Source organism: Pseudomonas sp. 10-1B (genome assembly GCF_000935045.1).
Taxonomy (GTDB): Bacteria; Pseudomonadota; Gammaproteobacteria; order Pseudomonadales; family Pseudomonadaceae; genus Aquipseudomonas.
Map to the genome: position 1 here is coordinate 22,366 of NZ_JYKS01000031.1, position 20,469 is coordinate 42,834.

The 20,469-nt window shown below is 64.3% G+C and carries 21 protein-coding genes; 13 read left to right on the plus strand and 8 right to left on the minus strand.

Annotation, left to right across the window (positions count from 1 at the left end):
• Positions 1 to 12: 12 nt before the first annotated feature.
• Positions 13 to 873, minus strand: coding sequence for a PHP domain-containing protein (locus TZ03_RS17140; RefSeq protein ID WP_051099387.1), 861 nt, complete (start codon positions 871 to 873; stop codon positions 13 to 15).
• Between the two features lie 67 nt (positions 874 to 940).
• Here TZ03_RS17140 and TZ03_RS17145 point away from each other — a divergent pair, with 67 nt between their 5' ends.
• The 5 genes from TZ03_RS17145 to TZ03_RS17165 all read left to right on the plus strand — a co-directional run bounded on the left by TZ03_RS17145 (position 941) and on the right by TZ03_RS17165 (position 4,716).
• Entirely contained in the window at positions 941 to 1,534 is a 594-nt protein-coding gene (locus TZ03_RS17145; protein ID WP_082056650.1) for a septation protein A, read from the plus strand.
• A 1-nt stretch (position 1,535) separates the two neighbouring features.
• Positions 1,536 to 1,835, plus strand: coding sequence for a YciI family protein (locus TZ03_RS17150; protein WP_051099393.1), 300 nt, complete (start codon positions 1,536 to 1,538; stop codon positions 1,833 to 1,835).
• Positions 1,836 to 2,039: 204 nt separating this feature from the next.
• Positions 2,040 to 2,717, plus strand: a complete 678-nt coding sequence (locus tag TZ03_RS17155) for a response regulator transcription factor (RefSeq protein ID WP_051099396.1) — start codon at positions 2,040 to 2,042, stop codon at positions 2,715 to 2,717.
• A 181-nt stretch (positions 2,718 to 2,898) separates the two neighbouring features.
• Entirely contained in the window at positions 2,899 to 3,315 is a 417-nt protein-coding gene (locus TZ03_RS17160) for a Spy/CpxP family protein refolding chaperone (protein ID WP_051099398.1), read from the plus strand.
• Between the two features lie 60 nt (positions 3,316 to 3,375).
• On the plus strand, positions 3,376 to 4,716 hold the full coding sequence (locus TZ03_RS17165) for a sensor histidine kinase (protein ID WP_051099400.1): 1,341 nt from the start codon (positions 3,376 to 3,378) through the stop codon (positions 4,714 to 4,716).
• A 129-nt stretch (positions 4,717 to 4,845) separates the two neighbouring features.
• Here TZ03_RS17165 and TZ03_RS17170 read toward each other — a convergent pair whose 3' ends face one another.
• Positions 4,846 to 5,403 (minus strand): NAD(P)H nitroreductase, encoded by a 558-nt coding sequence (locus TZ03_RS17170; protein ID WP_051099402.1) that lies wholly within the window; start codon positions 5,401 to 5,403, stop codon positions 4,846 to 4,848.
• A gap of 181 nt (positions 5,404 to 5,584) precedes the next feature.
• On the opposite strand from TZ03_RS17170, the gene TZ03_RS17175 reads away from it, so the two are divergent.
• Entirely contained in the window at positions 5,585 to 7,039 is a 1,455-nt protein-coding gene (locus tag TZ03_RS17175) for a TrkH family potassium uptake protein (protein WP_051099405.1), read from the plus strand.
• On the opposite strand, the gene TZ03_RS17180 is transcribed toward TZ03_RS17175, so the two are convergent.
• Positions 6,996 to 8,057, minus strand: coding sequence for an AraC family transcriptional regulator (locus TZ03_RS17180; RefSeq protein WP_051099406.1), 1,062 nt, complete (start codon positions 8,055 to 8,057; stop codon positions 6,996 to 6,998). The genes TZ03_RS17175 and TZ03_RS17180 overlap by 44 nt on opposite strands.
• A 153-nt stretch (positions 8,058 to 8,210) precedes the next feature.
• Between TZ03_RS17180 and TZ03_RS17185 the strand changes: the two genes are divergently transcribed.
• Positions 8,211 to 8,522, plus strand: coding sequence for a DUF962 domain-containing protein (locus TZ03_RS17185; RefSeq protein WP_051099407.1), 312 nt, complete (start codon positions 8,211 to 8,213; stop codon positions 8,520 to 8,522).
• A gap of 39 nt (positions 8,523 to 8,561) precedes the next feature.
• Here the strand turns inward: TZ03_RS17185 and TZ03_RS17190 are convergent, their stop codons facing one another.
• A complete protein-coding gene (locus TZ03_RS17190; protein ID WP_051099408.1) occupies positions 8,562 to 9,371 on the minus strand; it encodes a UDP-2,3-diacylglucosamine diphosphatase in 810 nt (269 codons plus the stop codon).
• A 127-nt stretch (positions 9,372 to 9,498) separates the two neighbouring features.
• On the opposite strand from TZ03_RS17190, the gene TZ03_RS17195 reads away from it, so the two are divergent.
• Together TZ03_RS17195 and TZ03_RS17200 are read left to right on the plus strand one after the other, a co-directional pair.
• A complete protein-coding gene (locus TZ03_RS17195) occupies positions 9,499 to 10,266 on the plus strand; it encodes a helix-turn-helix transcriptional regulator (protein WP_051099409.1) in 768 nt (255 codons plus the stop codon).
• A 184-nt stretch (positions 10,267 to 10,450) separates the two neighbouring features.
• Positions 10,451 to 11,341: a DMT family transporter gene (locus TZ03_RS17200; RefSeq protein ID WP_051099410.1), complete on the plus strand. Its 891-nt coding sequence runs from the start codon at positions 10,451 to 10,453 to the stop codon at positions 11,339 to 11,341.
• On the opposite strand, the gene TZ03_RS17205 is transcribed toward TZ03_RS17200, so the two are convergent.
• Entirely contained in the window at positions 11,342 to 11,623 is a 282-nt protein-coding gene (locus TZ03_RS17205) for a SelT/SelW/SelH family protein (RefSeq protein WP_051099411.1), read from the minus strand.
• Positions 11,624 to 11,690: 67 nt separating this feature from the next.
• Here TZ03_RS17205 and TZ03_RS17210 point away from each other — a divergent pair, with 67 nt between their 5' ends.
• Complete coding sequence (locus TZ03_RS17210) at positions 11,691 to 13,877, plus strand: patatin-like phospholipase family protein (RefSeq protein WP_051099412.1); 2,187 nt, start codon at positions 11,691 to 11,693, stop codon at positions 13,875 to 13,877.
• Between the two features lie 212 nt (positions 13,878 to 14,089).
• Here TZ03_RS17210 and TZ03_RS17215 read toward each other — a convergent pair whose 3' ends face one another.
• On the minus strand, positions 14,090 to 14,527 hold the full coding sequence (locus TZ03_RS17215) for a MarR family transcriptional regulator (RefSeq protein ID WP_051099413.1): 438 nt from the start codon (positions 14,525 to 14,527) through the stop codon (positions 14,090 to 14,092).
• A gap of 150 nt (positions 14,528 to 14,677) precedes the next feature.
• The gene (gene recQ / locus TZ03_RS17220; protein WP_051099414.1) at positions 14,678 to 16,825 is read right to left on the minus strand and encodes a DNA helicase RecQ; all 2,148 of its coding nucleotides are present in this window, start codon (positions 16,823 to 16,825) and stop codon (positions 14,678 to 14,680) included.
• A 247-nt stretch (positions 16,826 to 17,072) separates the two neighbouring features.
• Between recQ and TZ03_RS17225 the strand changes: the two genes are divergently transcribed.
• The 3 genes from TZ03_RS17225 (at position 17,073) to TZ03_RS17235 (ending at position 19,702) form a co-directional block, all read left to right on the plus strand.
• Entirely contained in the window at positions 17,073 to 17,660 is a 588-nt protein-coding gene (locus TZ03_RS17225) for a YecA family protein (protein WP_025340148.1), read from the plus strand.
• A 7-nt stretch (positions 17,661 to 17,667) separates the two neighbouring features.
• On the plus strand, positions 17,668 to 18,033 hold the full coding sequence (locus TZ03_RS17230; protein WP_051099415.1) for a YbaN family protein: 366 nt from the start codon (positions 17,668 to 17,670) through the stop codon (positions 18,031 to 18,033).
• A 310-nt stretch (positions 18,034 to 18,343) separates the two neighbouring features.
• Positions 18,344 to 19,702 (plus strand): TolC family outer membrane protein, encoded by a 1,359-nt coding sequence (locus tag TZ03_RS17235; RefSeq protein ID WP_051099416.1) that lies wholly within the window; start codon positions 18,344 to 18,346, stop codon positions 19,700 to 19,702.
• Between the two features lie 140 nt (positions 19,703 to 19,842).
• Here TZ03_RS17235 and TZ03_RS17240 read toward each other — a convergent pair whose 3' ends face one another.
• Positions 19,843 to 20,442: a tRNA-uridine aminocarboxypropyltransferase gene (locus TZ03_RS17240; protein ID WP_051099417.1), complete on the minus strand. Its 600-nt coding sequence runs from the start codon at positions 20,440 to 20,442 to the stop codon at positions 19,843 to 19,845.
• Positions 20,443 to 20,469 lie beyond the last annotated feature (27 nt).

Sequence of the window (20,469 nt, forward strand, 5' to 3'; positions counted from 1 at the left end):
TAGTCGTCCTGTTCATACCGCCAAAGGCTGTTCATGGCTGAATCGGCGCCACAGAGGTGGCAGGTCCTCGGGCAAAGGCCGGTAGGCACCGATCTCGCCCCAGGTGCCGGGGCCGTGGAAGTCACTGCCAGCACTTGCCAGCAGGCCGAACTCACGGGTGAGGATGGACATCGTGCCCACCTGCTCGGCCGGCATCATCCCGTTGACCACTTCAAGTGCCTGCCCGCCTGCCTGAATATAGTCGGCAATCAGCCTTCTGCGCTTGCTGCGGGTCAGGTCGTAGTGCATGGGATGCGCCAGGCTCACCCAAGCGTTGGACTGGCGCAAGGTAGCGACGGTTTCATCGAGGCTCGGCCAGTGCTGCTTGACATCGCCCAGTTTGCCGGCACCCAGCCACTTGCGAAACGCCTCGCCGCGGTCCTTGACGTGCCCGGCGCGCACCAGGTATTCGGCAAAATGCGGGCGCGCCGGGGCGTTGCCACTGTCGCCCAGCTCATGCTGCACGGCGCGGGCACCCTCGAGGGTACCGGGCATGCCCTTGGCCGCCAGCCGTTTGTCGATTTCTTCGGCCCGCAGCCAGCGGCCGCGGTGCAGCGCTTCGATCGCCGCCAGCAAGGGAGGCGCGTCAAGCGGGAAGTCATAACCCAGTACATGGATGGTCGCACCACCCCAGGTGCACGACAGCTCCACCCCGCTGACCCAGCGCATGCCCCGTTCACTGCAGGCCTGGCGCGCTTCGGGCAGGCCTTCGAGGGTGTCATGGTCAGTCAGTGCCAGCGTGCGCACCCCGTGCTCATGGGCCCGGGCGACCAGCGCCGAGGGCGACAGGGCGCCATCGGAGGCCGTGCTGTGACAGTGCAGATCAACATTCATGGAGGAGCGCTTTCGCTGGAATCGATGTTTGTTATTATGCCGTCACATCCTGATTCTGGCTGCCATTGTGAAACAATTCATCGATTTCATCCCGCTGCTGCTGTTCTTCATCGTCTACAAGCTCGACCCGCGCCCCATGGAGGTCGCCGGCCACAGTTTCGAATTCGGCGGCATCTACAGCGCCACGGCCATGCTGATCATCAGCTCGCTGGTGGTGTACGGCGCGCTGTTCCTGCGCCAGCGCAAGCTGGAAAAGGGCCAGTGGCTGACCCTGGTGGCCTGCCTGGTATTCGGCGGCCTGACCCTGGCCTTCCACAGCGAGACCTTCCTCAAGTGGAAGGCGCCGGTGGTCAACTGGCTGTTCGCCCTGGGCTTTGCCGGCAGCCACTTCATCGGTGACCGGGTACTGATCAAACGCATCATGGGCCACGCCCTGACCCTGCCCGATGCCATCTGGACCCGCCTGAACCTGGCCTGGATCGTCTTCTTCCTGTTCTGCGGCGCGGCCAACCTGTTCGTTGCCTTCACCTTCCAGGACTTCTGGGTCGACTTCAAGGTGTTCGGCAGCCTGGGCATGACCGTGATCTTCCTGGTGGCGCAAGGCGTGTACCTGTCGCGCCACCTGCACGACGACCCTTCTCCCTCCAAACCCAAGGATTGACATGCTCTACGCCATCATCGCCAGCGACGTCGCGAACTCCCTGGAAAAGCGCCTGGCTGCCCGCCCGGCGCATATCGAACGCCTGCAGCAACTGAAGGCCGAAGGCCGCGTGGTGCTGGCCGGCCCGCACCCGGCCATCGACAGCAACGACCCGGGCGCAGCGGGTTTCAGCGGTAGCCTGATCGTTGCCGAGTTCGATTCGCTGGCTGCGGCGCAGGCCTGGGCCGATGCCGACCCGTACATTGCTGCCGGCGTGTACGACAAGGTCGTGGTCAAGCCGTTCAAGCAAGTGCTGCCTTGATCTGAGACCGCGTCAGCTTCTTCGCGGGCTTGCCCGCTCCCACAGGTACCCCACAAGCCTCAAGATCTGTGGTGTACCTGTGGGAGCGGGCAAGCCCGCGAAGAAGTTGACACGGTGCTGCAGTTATACTGTTGCCATCAGTCTGCGGTATCTTTGCCACTGGCGGGCCGAATAGCCGCCGTCAATGGTTGAATTGAGTGAGTCATGAGCGAGCTGTTACTGATTGATGATGACCAAGAGCTGTGCGAGCTGCTCGGCAGCTGGCTGACCCAGGAAGGGTTTACCGTACGTGCCTGCCACGATGGCCACAGCGCACGCCAGGCCCTGGCCGAGCACGCCCCTGCCGCCGTGGTGCTCGATGTGATGCTGCCCGACGGCAGTGGCCTGGAACTGCTCAAGCAATTACGCAGCGAGCATGCCGAGCTGCCGGTGCTGATGCTCTCGGCCCGTGGCGAGCCGCTGGACCGCATCCTCGGCCTGGAGCTGGGTGCCGACGACTACCTGGCCAAGCCCTGCGACCCGCGCGAGCTCACTGCGCGCCTGCGCGCAGTACTGCGCCGCAGCCACCCCACCGCGACCACCAGCCAGGTAGAACTGGGTGACCTGGTCTACAGCCCTGCCCGTGGCGTGGCCAGCATCGATGGCCGCGAAATGACCCTGACCCTGTCCGAGAGCCGCATTCTCGAGGCCTTGCTGCGCCAGCCCGGCGAACCGCTGGACAAGCAGGAACTGGCGCAGATCGGCCTGGGCCGCAAGCTGACCCTGTACGACCGCAGCCTGGACATGCATGTCAGCAACCTGCGCAAGAAGATCGGCCCACACGCCGATGGCCGGCCACGCATCGTGGCGCTGCGTAGCCGTGGCTACTACTACTGCCTGTAAACAGCTGCAAGCTACGAGCTGCAAGCTACAAGAAAGAGCAAGATCGCGATCGGCTTCACTTGCAGCTTGAAGCTTGCAGCTGTTCTTTACCGAGCCTTTACCATCCACTGACTGCGCTTGACGGTGATCTCCCTAGACTGTGCTCATCCGGTAACCACCGGCCTATGAAAGGAGAGACACCATGCGCAAGACCCTTATCGCCCTGATGTTCGCCGCTGCCCTGCCAACTGTGGCCATGGCCATGCCTGACGGCGGCTCGCGCCACGGCGGCCCGCATCATCGCGGTGACGCGCCTTTCCAGCAACTGGACCTGAGCCGCGACCAGCGCCAGCAGATCGGCAAGCTGATGGGCGAGCAGATGAAACAACGCCGCGACATCACCGAGCGCTACCTGTCCAAGCTGCCGGCCGCCGACCAGAAAGCCATGAAGGACGAACTGCAGGCCAGCCGCGACAAAACCGACAGCGCGGTGCGCAACCTGCTCAAGCCTGAGCAGCAGAAGAAGTTCGACGAACTGCAGAAGGAACGTGCCGCGAAAAAGGCCGAGTGGCAGGAGTTCCAGGCCTGGAAAGCTGAAAAAGGCAACAAGGCCCAGTAAGCTGTCCGCCCAATGCCCGGCTCGCCTCAGTGCGGGCCGGGCTTTTATCGTTTACTGGAGGTGCACTTGCGTTCTCTGTTCTGGCGCATCCTGGCCAGTTTCTGGCTGGCCATCACCCTGGTTGCAGGCCTGTCGATCCTGCTGGGTCACATGCTCAACCAGGACACCTGGATCCTCAGCCGCCACCCGGGCCTGAATACCCTGGCCAGCAAGTGGGCCAAGCACTACGAACAGGAAGGCCTGGCTTCGGCACAGCACTTCCTGGAGCGGCGCAAAGACCGCTACAAGATCGACGTACAAGTGCTGGACGACAGTGGCGAGGCTGTGGTGCCCGGCACCTTCCCGCGCCGTGCGGCGGCCTTCGAGGCACGCCAGCACAATGACCAGCGGCGCCTGCCGTGGCGCCGGCTGACCGAGGAATACACCAGCCCCGACACCGGCGAAACCTACCTGCTGATCTACCGCATCCCCCACCCGGCGCTGGATGCCTGGCACCGCGAAAGCCTGCTGTGGCCGCTCAGCGCCCTGGGGATTGCCCTGGTAGTGCTGACCCTGTTCAGCCTGCTGGTGACCCTGTCCATCACCCGTCCGCTGAGCCGCCTGCGCGGTGCCGTACATGATTTGGGCCAGACCACCTACCAGCAGAACAGCCTGGCGCGCCTGGCAGCGCGACGCGACGAGTTCGGCGTGCTGGCCAAGGACTTCAACAAGATGGGCGCGCGCCTGCAAAGCACCATCGGCAGCCAGCGCCAGTTGCTGCGCGATGTGTCCCATGAGCTGCGCTCACCGCTGGCCAGGCTGCGTATCGCCCTGGCCCTGGCCGAACGCGCCGGGCCCGAGCAGCGGGAAACCTTGTGGCCGCGCCTGACCCGCGAATGCGACCGCCTGGAAGACCTGATCAGCGAAATCCTCGCCCTGGCCCGGGTCGATGCCGAACAGGCCCATGCCGAGCCGGTCGACCTCAACGCCCTGCTCGGCAGCGTGCGCAAGGACGCCTTGCTCAGCGCGCCGGACCAGGACGTGCGCCTGGAGGCGCAGCCGGGGTTGACCCTGCAGGGTTGGCCAACGCTGATCGAGCGGGCCGTGGACAACCTGCTGCGCAATGCCCTGCGCTTCAACCCGGTGGGCCAGCCAGTCGAAATCAGCGCCATGCGCGAGCAGCAGCGTATCGTGATCAGCGTGCGTGACCATGGGCCGGGGGCGGCAGCGGAGCACCTGGCGCAGTTGGGTGAGCCGTTCTTCCGTGCGCCGGGGCAGGAAGCGCCGGGGCATGGGCTGGGGCTGGCGATTGCGCGCAAGGCGGCGGAGCGGCATGGCGGTAGCTTGGTCTTGGACAACCACCCGCAGGGTGGGTTTGTGGCTCGGTTGGAGTTGCCCTTGGCTGAGACGACTGGCAGTTGAAGTGATGTAAAGGCATCCGGCCTCTTCGCGGGTAAACCCGCTCCTACAGGGCAGCGCAGACCTGTGTAGGAGCGGGCTTGCCCGCGAAGAGGCCAGCAGCCCTGATACCACAATCAGCCCAAGAAGGTGTTACTCGCCCCAACCGCTAACGAAATCGGCAGTCTCCAGAATGGGCGCAGTACGCGGTTCGGCCAGCGGCGTACCGACATACAGGTACCCGATCAACTCTTCGTTCTCGGCCAATCCCAAGCCCTTGTGCACATGCGCATCGAAGGCCATGTCACCGGTACGCCACACCGCGCCGATACCCTGCGCATGCGCCGCAATCAGAATGCCGTGCGCCGCACAACCCGCCGCCAGGCGTTGCTCGGACTTGGGCACCTTGAAGTGTTCCTGCAACTTGGCAATCACCACGATCAGCAACGGCGCCCGCAACGGCATGGCGCGGGCCTTGTCCAGTGCGGCTTGGCTAGCATCGCCCTTGTTCTGCACGGCTTCGGCGAACAACTCGCCCAGCCGCTCACGGCCCTGGCCTTCGATGGTAAGGAAACGCCACGGCCGCAGCTGGCCGTGGTCCGGGGCGCGCAGGGCAGCCTGGAACAACGCCTCACGCTGGGCGGCATTGGGCGCCGGGTCGGTCAGACGTGGCACGGAAACACGGTTGAGCAATGCGTCGAGAGCCTCCATCGGCTACCCTCCTGGCAGTTGAATGTGCCGCCATTCTCAAGCTGCAAGCTATAAGCTGCAAGCTTCAAGCAGAAGCAAGCCGGCGTACCTTGGCTTTTCTTGCAGCTTGTAGCTCGCGGCTTGCAGCTGACCACCCCATAGGTAGAATGGCGCCCTTCCGTTTCGAGTCAGAGCAGATCACATGGCGTTGCCGACCTTAAGGATCATTGGTTTCATCATCGGCATCTTCCTGATTACCCTCGCCGTCGGCATGGCCGTGCCGATGGCCACCCTGGTGATCTTCGAACGCACCGGTGACATGCCGTCGTTCCTCTGGTCGAGCCTGATCACCTTCATCGCCGGCCTGGCCCTGGTGGTCCAGGGCCGCCCCGAACATGTGCACCTGCGCCCGCGTGACATGTACCTGCTGACGGTCAGCAGTTGGCTGGTGGTGTGCGTGTTCGCCGCCCTGCCGTTCCTGCTGACCCAGCACATCAGCTACACCGACGCCTTCTTCGAAAGCATGTCGGGCATCACCGCCACCGGCGCCACCGTGCTCAGCGGGCTCGATAGCATGTCGCCGGGCATCCTCATGTGGCGCTCGATGCTGCACTGGCTCGGCGGCATCGGCTTCATCGCCATGGCCGTGGCGATCCTGCCGCTGCTGCGCATCGGTGGCATGCGCCTGTTCCAGACCGAGTCATCGGACCGCTCGGAAAAGGTCATGCCCCGCTCGCACATGGTCGCCAAGTCGATCGTGGCCGTGTACGTGGGCTTCTCGATACTGGGCTCACTGGCATTCTGGTGGGCCGGCATGAGCCCGTTCGATGCGATCAACCACGCCATGTCGGCGATCTCTACTGGCGGCTTCTCCACTTCGGACCAATCACTGGCCAAGTGGGACATCCCGGCCGTGCACTGGGTCGCGGTGGTGGTGATGATCATGGGCAGCCTGCCGTTCACGCTTTATGTGGCGACCCTGCGTGGCAACCACAGGGCGCTGCTGCGCGACCAGCAGGTGCAGGGCTTGCTGGGCATGCTGGTGGTCACCTGGCTGGTGCTTGGCACCTGGTACTGGGCCACCACCAAACTGCCTTGGCTTGACGCGCTGCGCCACGTCGCCCTGAACGTGACCTCGGTGGTCACCACCACCGGCTTCGCCTTGGGTGACTACAGCCTGTGGGGCAACTTCTCGCTGATGCTGTTCTTCTACCTGGGCTTCGTCGGCGGCTGCTCCGGCTCCACCGCGGGCGGTATCAAGATCTTCCGTTTCCAGGTGGCCTACATCCTGCTCAAGGCCAACCTCAACCAGCTGATCCACCCGCGCGCGGTGATCAAGCAGAAGTACAACGGCCACCGCCTCGACGAAGACATCGTGCGTTCGATCCTGACGTTCTCGTTCTTCTTCGCCATCACCATCTGCGTGATGGCCTTGCTGCTGTCATTGCTTGGCGTGGACTGGATGACCGCCTTGACCGGTGCCGCCGGCACCGTCTCGGGTGTGGGCCCGGGCCTGGGTGAAGTGATCGGGCCGTCGGGCAACTACGCCACGCTGCCGGACACGGCCAAGTGGATTCTCGCGGCCGGCATGCTGCTCGGCCGCCTGGAGATCATCACGGTGCTGGTGTTGTGCATGCCGGCGTTCTGGCGTCACTGACCCCCTCGGTTTCCGTGCCCAGGCGGGCGCGGTACTCGCTGGGGGTGGCATCGAACCAGCGACGGAACGCCCGGTAGAAGTTGCTGGGGTCGGCAAAGCCCAGCAGGTAGGCAGTTTCCAGCAGGGTCATGCCTGGCTGGGCCAGGTACTGCTCGGCTAGTTCCCGGCGGGTGTCGTCGAGCAAGGCCTGAAAACTGGTGCCCTCTTCCTGCAACCGCCGCTGCAACGTGCGCTGCGACAGGTGCAGGGCCTGGGCCAGGGTTTCGCGCTTGGGCTCGCCCTGCGGCAGGATGCGGCACAGCACCTGGCGCACGCGGTGGGTGACCCGGCTTTCGGAAAAACGTGCCAGATACTCCCCGGCAAAACGGTCATGCAGCACCGCCATGGCTTCGTTGGCGGTCGGCAGCGGTGCCTCCATGTCGGCACGCTCGAACACCAGCGCATCGTGCGGCGCACCGAACACCAGCGGCGAATGGAACGCCACCTTGTACGGTTCGACGTTCTTTGGCTGCGGCCCCTGCACCAGCACCCGCCGCGGCTGCACCGGCCGGCCGCTGAGCCATTTGCACAGCGCCAGGGCGCAGGCCAGTGACGCTTCGGCACTGTGCCGGGTCGGCGGCAGGTGGTCGCCATGCACGGTCAGGATCAGGGAATAGCCCTCGGGGCCGAGGACGAAGCTCAGGTCGGAGCTTTCGGCGATGATGCGCTGGTAACGCACCAGGCGCTGGAAGCCCTCGGCCAGGGTGCGGCTGGACATCAACGCATAACCCACCACATGGAACGACGCCGGGCGCACCACCCGCGCCATGTTCAGGCCGATGGCCTCGTTGCCCGACAGCTCCACCGCCAGCTGCCAGAGCCGGGTCATGGAGTCCTGGGGGAAACGCGCGTCGGGGTCGTCGAGGGCAGCGAAGTCCAGCCCCAACTGCTTGAACATGGCCTGGCAATCGAGCCCTTCCAGTTCGAGTGCCTTCACAATCCCTGATGCCCAGCTGGCTGACGTGGTTCTTTCGCTCATGACAGGCTTCTTATGCTGACCGCTCCTGCGGTGAACCCCAAGGATACTCAATTGGCGCCTATTGTCACTGGTAGGCTCCGCCAATCACTCTAGACTCGAATCAGGCTCCACGCCGTGCATCTTGTCCAGAAGTATTAATCCCGGAGCACTGCCATGAACCGCACAGCGCAGTTTCGCAGTTTTGCCGAGTTCTATCCTTACTACCTTGGGGAGCACAGCAACCCCACCTGCCGTCGGCTGCACTTTGTCGGCACCAGCCTGGTGATTGCCCTGCTGGCCTATACCGTCGGCAGTGGCAAATGGTTGCTATTGCTGGGCGTGCCGCTGTTCGGCTACGGCTTTGCCTGGGTCGGGCATTTCTTTTTCGAAAAGAACCGGCCAGCGACCTTTACCTATCCGCTGTACAGCCTGATGGGGGATTTCGTGATGTTCCGGGATATCCTGCTAGGCAAGCTCAAGCTGTAGATTTTTCGGGGCCGCTTTGCGGCCCATGGCCCTCAACCCCTAAGCCGGCTCGCGCACCGCCGCTGCCTGTGCTTCACGTGCCTGCGCCTCCGCCAGCCGATACAGTTCGATGCTGCCATCCCAATGCTCGATCAGCGCCGTGCATGACTCCACCCAATCCCCGCAATTGAGGTACTCCACCTCCCCTACCTGGCGGATCTCGGCATGGTGGATGTGCCCACACACCACCCCATGAAAGCCACGGCGGGTGCACTCATGGGCAATGGCATCCTCGAAATCGCTGATGAAGTTCACCGCCCCCTTGACCTTGTGCTTCAGGTAGGCCGACAGCGACCAGTAACCATAGCCATACCGCGCCCGCCAATGGTTGAGCCAGCGGTTGAGCACCAGGGTGAACTCGTAGGCGCGATCCCCCAGGAACGCCAGCCAACGGTGATAGCGGGTAATCACATCGAACTGGTCGCCATGGATCACCAGCAGGCGGCGGCCATCGGCGGTCAGGTGCTCGGCCTCGTCCACCAGCTGGATATTGCCCAGCATCAGCTTGGAGTAACGGCGCAGGAACTCGTCATGGTTGCCGGTGACGTAGATCACCTCGGTGCCGCGCTTGCTCATGGTCAGCAAGCGGCGGATCACGTTGGTGTGGGCCTGCGGCCAGTAGATCCCGCCGCGCAGCTTCCAGCCATCGATGATATCCCCCACCAGGTAGATGCGGTCGGCCTGGTAGCCCTTGAGGAACTGCGACAGGTGCTCGGCCTGGCAGTCACGGGTGCCCAGGTGCACATCGGAGATCCACAAGGTACGCACGCGTTGCTTGCGCGAGGGACGGGACAGTTCGGCATGGGTCATGGGCAGGCTCCGGCGCAGTTTGCTGGAGACTGGCAGGCGCGGATGACAGTGCGGTGGCAAAACGGTTACCAGTGATGGTCTGCAGGGAATGAGGCACAATGGGCCCCTGCCCTGCGAGGACGCTCCCATGACCGCCGGCCCGATCCTCTCGCTGCGCCATTACCGCGACAGCCTGATCGCCCATAGCCACGAACACCCGCAACTGGTGTTCGGCTTGCGCGGCCGCCTGGAGTTCGAGGTTCAGGGGCAAGGCGCCGGGATCGATCGCCAGGGGCTGATCGTGGTGCCTGCAGGTGCACATCACACCTGCGCCAGCAATACCGGCAGCGATTGCCTGGTGCTCGATGTGCCAGGGGAGCATTGGTTGCACGAGCAGTTGGGCGCGCATGCCGATGCCAGCCGCCGCCTGCTCGACCGCCCTGCCGCCCTGGGCCTGGATGACCGCCAGCAGCAGTTGGTGGACTGGCTGGCGGCCAGCCCCATGGACGACCCGCTGATTGCCCGGCAAGGTGCGACGCTGCTGCTGGCCAGCCTCAACCCCACGGCGGCCGCGAGCGTTCGCGCCAGCCAGCGCCTGCCCTATGCCGCCTTCGATGCACATATCGAGCGGCATGCGGCCTACCCACTGCAGGTTGCTGATCTGGCGCGCATCGCCGGGCTGTCCAGTGCCCGGCTGCATGCGCGGTTTACCGCTGAGTGCGGGATTACACCGATGGACTACATTCGCCAACGGCGCCTGCTCAAGGCGCGGCGGCTGGTGGTGCAGACCGCGTTGCCGATGGGGGAGATTGCCGCGCAGGTGGGGTACAGCTCGCAGAGTGCGTTTTCCGCGGCGATGTTGCGGGCGTTCGGGTGTACGCCTTTGGCACTGCGACGAGAGCCTGGCGACAACTGACAGCAGTCTTGCGACAGAATGCGTTTGCCTGAGCCTATACACTTTGCCTGTGCCGGCCTCTTCGCGGGCACGCCCGCTCCCACAGGTACTGCGCAACCTTTCAAGGCAGCGAAAATCCTGTGGGAGCGGGTTCACCCGCGAAGAGGCCGGCACTGTCAGTAGAGATCTTGAGCAAGGACCCCTCATGAACCACCGCACCGCCCTCGGCGCCCTGCACATCGGCGCGCTGTTCTTCGGCCTCACCGGCGTCTTCGGCAAGCTTGCCGCCACTGCCAGCCCGGCGATCATCGTCTTTGGCCGCGCCGCCTTCGCCGTCATCGCCCTGGCCCTGTTCGCCAGCCTGGCCGGCCCGGGCTGGCAACGCCTGAGCGGCCGGGACGCGCGCCGCCTGCTGCTCGGCGGCGTGCTGCTGGCCGGCCATTGGGTCAGCTTCTTCATCGCCGTCAAAGTCAGCGGCGTGGCCATCGCCACCCTCGGCTTCGCCAGCTTCCCGGCCTTTACCGTGATCCTCGAAGGGCTGCTGTTCCGCGAACGCATTCGCCGCAACGAGGCCGTGCTGGTATTGCTGGTCAGCATCGGCCTGGTACTGGTCACGCCGGCCTTCGACCTGGCCAGCCAAGCCACCGGCGGCCTGCTCTGGGCGCTGCTCTCGGGGCTGCTGTTCTCGCTGCTGTCACTCACCAACCGCGCTGGCTCCGGGCGCTTGCCTGCGGTACAGGCAGCGCTGTGGCAGAACCTGGTGGTGGGCTTGTGCCTGCTGCCGTTCGCAGCACCGGGCCTGGCCGGCGTAGCCGCAATGGACTGGCTGTGGATCGCCTTGCTCGGCATTTTCTGCACGGGTGTGGCGCACAGCCTGTTCGTCGCCAGCCTGGCGGTGATCAAGGCGCGCACCGCCGCCGTGGTGTTCGGCATGGAGCCGGTCTACGGCATTGCCGTGGCCTGGGCGGTGTTCGCCGAAACCCCGACCCTACGCATGCTGCTGGGCGGCGCGCTGATCATCTTCGCCATCGTGCTGTCCAGCCGCCTGGCCGCCGAGCAACCACCCAGACAGCGGCCACTGGCCGAGGGCGCCTGATCAGCGGTCGTTGTGGCCGAGGTCGCGTTGCGGGTCGATCTGGTCGCGCACCCGTTGCTTGAGCAGCTTGGCCTCGGGGAAGCCACCGTCGGCCTTGCGCTCCCAGATCTGCACGCCATTGCAGGTGATGCGGAAGATGCCGCCGGTGCCCGGCTCCAGCGCCACCCGGCCAAGGTCGTCGGCGAAGGTGCTGAGCAGTTCCTGGGCCAGCCAGGCGGCGCGCAGCAGCCATTGGCACTGGGTGCAATATGTGATGACGATTTCCGGCTTGCTGTCGGCCATGGTGAAACATCTCCAGGTGAGGGGCCGCTTATACTAGCGGGCTTTCGCCCACGGTTTGAGACTCACGATGCACCGTTCGCTGCTCTGTCTTCTGCTCACCCTCACCTGCCTCGCAGCAATCGCCGCCGAGCCCGCCAGGCCCAAGGTCGGCCTGGTGCTGTCTGGCGGCGCCGCCCGTGGCCTGGCCCACATCGGTGTGCTCAAGGCCCTGGAGGAACAGGGGGTGCGCATCGATGCCATCGCCGGCACCAGCATGGGCGCGGTGGTCGGTGGGCTGTATGCCTCGGGCTACAGTGTCGAGGAGCTGGAAAAGCTCGCCACTACCCTTGACTGGCAACAGGCACTGTCCGACGCCCCGCCACGCAAGGACGTGCCGTTCCGGCGCAAGCAGGATGACCGCGACTTCCTGGTCAAGCAGAAACTCAGCTTTCGCGACGACGGTAGCCTGGGCCTGCCGCTGGGGGTGATCCAGGGTCAGAACCTGGCGCTGCTGCTGGAAAGCAAGCTGGCGCATACCGCCGACACCCGTGACTTCGACAAACTGCCCATCCCCTTCCGCGCGGTGGCCACCGACATTGCCAGTGGTGAAAAAGTGGTATTCCGCCGCGGCCACCTGCCCCAGGTGATCCGCGCCAGCATGTCGATCCCCGCGGTGTTCGCCCCAGTCGAGCTGGATGGCCGGCTGCTGGTGGACGGCGGCATGGTCGACAACATTCCGCTCGATGTGGCCCGTGAGATGGGCGTGGACCTGGCCATCGTGGTCGACATCGGCACGCCGCTGCGCGACCGCAAGCAATTGCTGACCGTGGTCGACGTGCTGAACCAGTCGATCACCCTGATGACCCGGCGCAACTCGGAGGAACAACTGGCCAGCCTGCACCACGACGATATCCTCATCCAGCCACCGCTGGCCGCCTTCGGCGTGACCGATTTCGGCCAAGCCCAGGAAATGATCGACGCCGGCTACCGCGCCACCCGCCTGCTCGACCCGCGCCTGGCCGCCCTGCGCCAGCTCGAGGGCGACAGCAGCCTGGCCGTGGCTCGCTCGCCGCGCCAGCGCACGCCGGTGATCAGCACGATCAGGATCGAGAACGACTCCAAGGTCAGCGACGACGTCATCCGCTCGTACATCCGCCAGCCGATCGGTGCACCGCTGGAACTGGGCCGCCTGCAGACCGACATGGGCACGCTGTACGGCCTGGATTACTTCGACCGGGTGCAGTACCGCGTGGTGCACAAGGGCGACGACAACACCCTGGTGATCAATGCCCGTGGCCGACGCGGCGGCACCGACTACCTGCGCCTGGGCCTTAACCTGTCGGACGACCTGCGCGGCGATAGCGCCTTCAACCTGGGCGCCAGCTACCGCGTCAACGGCATCAACAGCCTCGGCGCCGAGTGGTTGACCCGTGGCCAGATCGGCGACCAGCAAGAGCTGTACAGCGAGTTCTACCAGCCGCTGGACGTGGGTTCGCGCTACTTCGTCGCACCATACCTGGACTTTGGCTCGCAGAACATCGAGGCCACCCTGGACAACGACCCCGTCGCCGAGTACCGCCTGGAGCGCTACGGTTTTGGCCTTAACCTGGGCCGGCAGATCGGCAACAGCGGTGAAGTGCGCCTGGGCGTGGGCAAGGCCTGGGGCGAGGCCGAGGTGCGCATCGGCGACCAGGACCTGCCCAAGGTCAGTTTCAACGAAGGCTTCTACGAGCTGAAATACTCGTTCGATACCCTCGACAACCTGTACTTCCCGCACCAGGGCGAGGACATAGGCCTGACCTTGCGCAAGTACGACAAATCGTTGGACTCCGACCAGGATTACCGGCAGTGGCTGTTCAGCCTGGACAAGGCCATCAGCAGTGGGCCGAACACCTTCGTGTTGGGTGGGCGCTACGGGCGTACGCTGGACGACACCGAAGTGGTGACCTCGAGCTTCGTTATGGGCGGGGCGCGCGAGCTGTCAGGCTTCCGCCAGGACTCGGTATCAGGGCAGAACGTGAGCCTGCTGCGCATGGTCTACTACCGCCGCCTGACGCCGCGGGCCTATGTGCCGCTGGACTTCCCGCTGTACATCGGCGGCTCGCTGGAGCGCGGGCGGGCGTGGAACAACGACAACGAGTTCGACAGTGGCTATATCAATGCGGCGAGTATCTTCCTGGGGCTGGAAACGCCGCTGGGGCCGTTGAATCTCACTTACGGGGCCAACAGTGCGCATGAGCAGGCGGTGTACCTGAACCTGGGGCATACCTTCTAGGGCCTCATCGCCGGCAAGCCAGCTCCCACAGGTACTGCATATGACTTGCGGTCGATGCGGTTGGTTTGGGAGCAACTGTCTTGTATTGCCTGGACTGGCCTCATCGCCGGCAAGCCAGCTCCCACAGGGACCGCACAGGGCCTGAGGCGAATGCGGTCGAGGTGGGAGCTGGCTTGCCGGCGAAAGGGCCGCAAAGCGGCCCCAATGGCCGTTCAGGACTTCTCGAGGTTGGCCAGGATCTTCGCATGCACCCGCATGCACACCTGCAGGTCGGCCTCGTCAACCCCGGTAAACAGCTCGATCCGCAGCTGATTGGCAATGGTTTCGATCTGCTCGATCAGCGGCTTGGCCGGCGGGCACAGCAGGATCTTTTTCGCCCGCCGGTCCTCCAGCACCGCCTGCCGACGCACCAGCCCCTGCGCCTCCAGGCTGTCGAGCAGACGCGCCAGGGTCGGGCCTTCGACGCCCACGCTCTGGGCCAGCTCACGCTGGGTAGGGGCTTCTTCGAAACGGGCCAGGTGCAGCAACACCAGCCAACGCGCCTGGGACAGGTTGAGCCCGGCCAGGCGGCGGTCCAGTTCGGCACGCCAACCCCGGGACATCTGGGCCAGCTGCATGCCGAAGCGGTGTTGGTTGTCGTTCAGGGGCATAAGCAACTCATTGAGCAGATCTAATTATTAGGCAGCTAACCATGCCCGGCCCCACGAGGCAAGGCTCGGCCACGGTGGAATGTTCGATAATCGTCAAAAATCATGACAAAGGTCAGCAGATGGCGGGTTTGCCCTCGAACTCGCTACTGGTCACAGTTCGAACTCGGCCGCCAGCGCCGCCCGCACGCAATACAGCACGCCTTCTGGCACCCGCGCCCCGAACAGCGGCGCAATCGCCGCCACCGGTGGCAGCTCGCCCTCGCCATCGAGGAAGGCATCCTGCACTTCCATCAGCAGGTCTTCCGGCAGGTCGAGGGCCTGGTCCAGGCTCAGTTCCTGGCGGCCCAACGCCTCGGCCAGCAGACTGTAGACGTTCTTCTCGCTGCAGTTGAGCTGCCCGGCGATCTGCGCCGGGGTCATGCCGGCGCGGGCCAGGCTGACCAGCTCGTGGCGCAGGTCCAGCACCACCTTCGGCGCCTCCTCGGTACCGCCACTGTTGTTCAGCACTTCGAGGAAGGCCTGGCCATAACGCTCCAGCTTGCGCGCGCCCACACCGCTGACCTGGGCCATGTCGCTGAGGCTGACCGGCTGGCTGCGCAGCATCTCCAGCAGCGTCGAGTCGGGGAAAATGACGTAGGGCGGCACGCTGTGCTCCTCGGCAAGCTTGCGTCGCAGGGTGCGCAGCGCTTCCCACAGTTCGCGCTCTTCAGCACGTACCAGTTGGCTGGCCGGGCTGCCACCGCTGGAAGACGAGGCCTTGGAGGCGGTCTGCGGCTTGAGGTCACGGCGCAGCTGCAAGGTCACCTCACCACGCAGCAGCGGCCGGCAGCTATCGGACAGGCGCAGGCCGCCGTAGCCTTCCAGGTCGATGTCGACCAGGCCGCGTGCTACCAGCTGGCGGAACAGCGAACGCCATTCGACCTCGGCCAGGCCCTTGCCGACGCCGAACACCGAAAGCTTCTCGTGACCGAAGTTGCGCACCTTCTCGGTGTCCTTGCCCAACAGCACGTCGACCAGATGGCCTACGCCATAGCGCTGGCCGGTGCGGAACACCGCCGACAGCGCCTGCCGGGCCGGCTCGGTGGCATCCCAGGTCTGCACCTTGTCGACACAGTTGTCGCAGTGCCCGCAGGGCTGTTCGAGGATTTCGTCGAAATAGGCCAGCAGCGACTGGCGGCGGCAACGGGTTTCTTCGCACAGGGCCAGCATGGCGTCGAGCTTGTGCTGTTCGATGCGCTTGTGGCGCTCGTCACCTTCGGAGTTCTGCAGCATCTGCTTGAGCATCACCATGTCCTGCAGGCCGTAGGCCATCCAGGCATCGGACGGCAGGCCGTCACGGCCGGCACGGCCGGTTTCCTGGTAGTAGGCCTCGAGCGACTTGGGCAGGTCGAGGTGGGCGACGAAGCGCACGTTGGGCTTGTCGATGCCCATGCCGAAGGCGATGGTGGCGACCATGATCAGCCCTTCCTCGTTGAGGAAGCGGTGCTGGTTGGCCGCACGCGTCTCGGCGGCCAGGCCGGCGTGATAGGGCAGCGCCGGGAAGCCCTGGTCGCAGAGGAAGGCGGCGGTTTCGTCGACCTTCTTGCGCGACAGGCAGTAGACGATGCCGGCGTTGCCGCGGCGCTCGCCAAGGAAGGCCATCAGTTGCTTGCGCGGCGCCTCCTTGGGCACGATGCGATAGAAGATGTTGGGCCGGTCGAAGCTCGACAGAAAACGCTCGGCGCCTTGCAGGTGCAGGCGCTGGACAATCTCCTCGCGGGTGCGCATGTCGGCGGTGGCGGTCAGGGCGATCCGCGGCACATGCGGGAACAGCTCGGCCAACTGGCCCAGTTGCAAGTACTCGGGGCGGAAATCGTGGCCCCATTGCGACACACAGTGGGCCTCGTCGATGGCAAACAACGAGATGTCCAGGTCACGCAGGAAGTCGAGCATGCGTGGCTGCACCAGGCGCTCCGGCGCCAGGTACAGCATCTTCACCTCGCCACGGCGCAGGCGCCCGGCCAGTTCACGCTGCTGCTCCGGCGTCAGCGTGGAGTTGAGCGCGGCAGCCGGCACGCCCAGTTCATCGAGCGTGGCGACCTGGTCGTCCATCAGCGCGATCAGCGGCGAGACCACCACCGTCAGGCCCGGGCGCAGCAGCCCCGGTACCTGGAAACACAGCGACTTGCCGCCACCGGTGGGCATCAGCACCAGGGCATCGCCGCCATTGGCCACGCATTCGATGATCGCTGCCTGGCGCCCGCGGAAACTGTCGTAGCCGAAGATGTCCTTGAGAACGCGCTGAGCCTGTTCGAGCATGTGCAACTCCACAAATCGCCGTACCATCCTGGACACAGGCTGGACGAAAAACCCGCCCCGCACACGCCGAATGCGTAAGCGGTTTTTGCCAGGCAGCTGGCAAAACCTGCCCCTGGATGAAAAATCGCGGAGTATACCGCAGCACCGCACTGCGCAGGGCACTACCACGATAGACGTTCCCTTTGCCCCGCTGCCGCTGCAAGGTGCTAGAATTCGTTATCGTTTATTCCCCCAAGGTAGCCCTGTAATGTCCTTCGCCGAGCAACTGACCCGCCTGCAAGCCTTCCTCGACGCCGATGAGCTGCACGAAGAAGCGCTGGACTATGTCGCCGCCCACGGCTACCTCACCGCCCTGTCGATCAACGCCGAGGAAGTACCCGAGCGCGAATGGATCGACGCCCTGTTCGCAGAAGAACCGCACTACGCCAGCGACGCCCAGCGTACCGAGATCGAAGCTACCTTGGTGGCCCTCAAGGCACACATCGCCCGCCAGCTGGCCAGTGACGACGAATTCGAACTGCCGTGCGACCTCGACCTGACCGACGAGCCGGACGATTCCGACCTGCGCGGCTGGTGCATCGGCTTCATGGAAGGCGTGTTCCTGCGTGAAGAGGCCTGGTTCGAGAACGCCGAGGAAGAAGTCAGCGAGATGCTGCTGCCGATCATGGTCGGCTCGGGCCTGTTCGACGAGCAACCGGAATTCGCCGACATCGCCAGCAACGCCAACCTGCAGGATGACATGATCGTACAGATCCCCGAAGCGCTGACCGCGCTGTTCCTGCTGCTGCACGCCCCTGACGAAAAACCGGCGCTGCTCAAGCCACGCCACCATTGATTCGCCTGTGCGCTACCTGCTGCTGGCCATCGGCTGGCTCAGCGTCGCACTAGGGGTGCTGGGGATCTTCCTGCCGGTATTGCCCACCACCCCGTTCCTGCTATTGGCGGCAGCCTGCTTTGCCCGCAGCTCGCCGCGCTTTCATCACTGGCTGGTCCATCACCCCAAGCTGGGGCCGTGGATCCGTGACTACCTCAGTGGTGAAGGCATCCCCCTCAAGGGCAAGGTCTACGCCATCGGCCTGATGTGGGCCAGCATTGGTCTTTCGTGTTACCTGGTCCCCCTGTTCTGGGCGCGCACCTTCATGTTGACCAGCGCCGTGCTGGTAAGCCTGTATATCCTTCGGCAGAAAACCCTGCAAAAGCCCAGGTGACAATTTATTGTCGCCAAATATCACTTTCGCCTAACTGGCATTCCCCTTATCCGAAATAATTCTGGAACTTGGCGAAAGCCTTGTGCTTATTGGCTTTATAGGTTTTTTACGCGCCTGTATCCAGCACTTTCACGCAAGCCAATTAGACAATATTGATCTATAATATCAACTTGATATGAATAAATCTTCTTATCTATCTCATTGAATGTACTTAGCTGTGTTGTTAAAAACCTGCAACACTATAAGCGATATCTTTATCGTCATTTTTTTGGCGATCAGCAGGATCATTTCAAGATCAGGGAGATGTACCATGCGCGTTTTGAACCCCATCACCAGTGCATTACTGTTGGCCCTGGCGAGTGCCAACGTACAGGCGATGTCGATCACCGAAGCGGTCCAAAGCGCCGTGGACTACCACCCGCAAGTCAGCTCCAACCGCAACAGCAAGCTGTCGGCCGATGAGGACGTGAAGTTTGCGCGTGGTGGCTACTACCCTTCCGTGGATTTGGTCGCGGGCTACGGCCGCCAGCGGTCGGACAACGTCAATACCCGGGCAGAAGGTAACCATAACAAGGAAACCCTCAACTACACCCAGTCCGAACTGCGCCTGCGGCAGATGATCTTCGATGGCTTCAACACCTCGAACGAAGTGGGCCGCACCGAGGCGGTCTCCACCTCTCGCGCCTACTACACCCAGGCAGTTGCCCAGGATGTCGCCCTGCGCGCGGTCGAGGTGTATCTGGAAGTGCTCAAGCGCCGTGAACTGGTGACCCTGGCCAAGAACAACCTGCAAGCCCACCTGCGGGTCAACGACCAGATCGGCCTGCGCAACGAGCGCGGCGTCGGCAGCACCGCCGACCTTGACCAGTCCCGCGCACGTCGCGCCCTGGCGGAAAACAACCTGGACACCGCCGAAGTCGACCTGGCCGATGCCGAGGCCAACTTCTTCAGCGTCATCGGCCGGATGCCGGACGAACTGGAAAGCCCGCAGAGCATCAAGGGCGAGGTGCCAGGCAGCCTCGACGAAGCGCGCAACGGCATGCGCCAGAACAACCCTTACATCAAGTCTGCCCAGGCTGACGTGAACGCCGCCGAGCAGCAATACGAAGTGGGCAAGTCGACCTTCTACCCACGCTTCGACGCCATTCTGGCCACTGGTGCCAACAACAACACCGGCGGCGAAAAAGGCCACAACAACAACGACTGGCAAGCTGGCGTCGAGATGAACTACAACCTGTTCCGCGGCGGCAGCGACAAGGCCCGCCTGCAGTCCGATGCGCACAAGATCAACCAGGCCCTGGACATCCGCAACAACGCCCTGCGCGAGCTGACCGAGAACCTGAGCCTGGCGTGGAACGCCATGAACAACGCGAGCAAGCAGCTGCCGACCGCGCGCGAATACGCCGAGACCACCAAGCGCGTGCGTGCTGCCTACCAGGACCAGTTCGGCCTGGGCCAGCGTACCTTGCTCGACGTGCTCGACAGTGAGAACGAGCTGTACAACGCCGACCGCCGCTACACCGAGGTGCGTTATACCGAGGAGTTCTCGCGCTACCGGGTACTGGCAACCATGGGTGAGTTGCTGAGCAAGCAGCGTATTTCGCTGCCGCCAGAAGCGCTGGCGACCACCGAAGTGCGCACCGAGGCGCGTTTGCCTGAGATGCGTTGATCGGCTTGAGATTGCCGGGGCCGCGTTGCGGCCCATCGCCGGCAAGCCAGCTCCCACAGGTTTGGCGCTGAGATTTGGAAATACGCGGTCTCTGTGGGAGCGGGCGTGCCCGCGAAGGGCTGCAAAGCAGCCCCCAGTCCTCACTCGGTACCATGGTTGCGCTGGAACGTCTCCTTCCCCATGGCCCTGATCTGCCCTTCGATCAAGGCCTCGAATGGCGCCAGCAGCGCATCGAAACAGGCAGGTCGCTCCAGCGCATTCAACGCCCCCACCACCGCCTCGATGGTCGACAACGCCCCCGCCTCCGGCGCTTTGCGCAACCGGTAGCGTGAAGGCGCGACCGCCCCCAGCGTCACCCGCGGCAACGCCTCCAGCACCGGGTTCAGGTACAGCAGCTTGCGCGCCTTGCGCCAGGTGCCGTCGGGCACGATCAGCAGCAAGGGCTTGGCATCCGCCTTGTCATAGGCGCTCAGCACCTGGGCGTCATCGCCCGGGAACAGCAGTGCCGGCCGGTAGCCGGGCGTGGCCAGCAACTGATCCAGGTCATCGAACACCTCGCCTACCCGCAGCTCGGCGTTGTTCAGGCCAAGGGCGGCCAGGCGCGCGGTGTTCAGGGCGTGGGAGGTTTCACTGGGGTGCTGCAACAGGATGACGCGGGTACGGCTGTCGAGTGCGGGGATCAGTGGGCAAAGGCAATGGTCGAGCGGGCGCTGGCAGCGCTCGCAGCGGGGTCTGGGCATCGGGTTCTCCTTGGCGAGGACATTTTG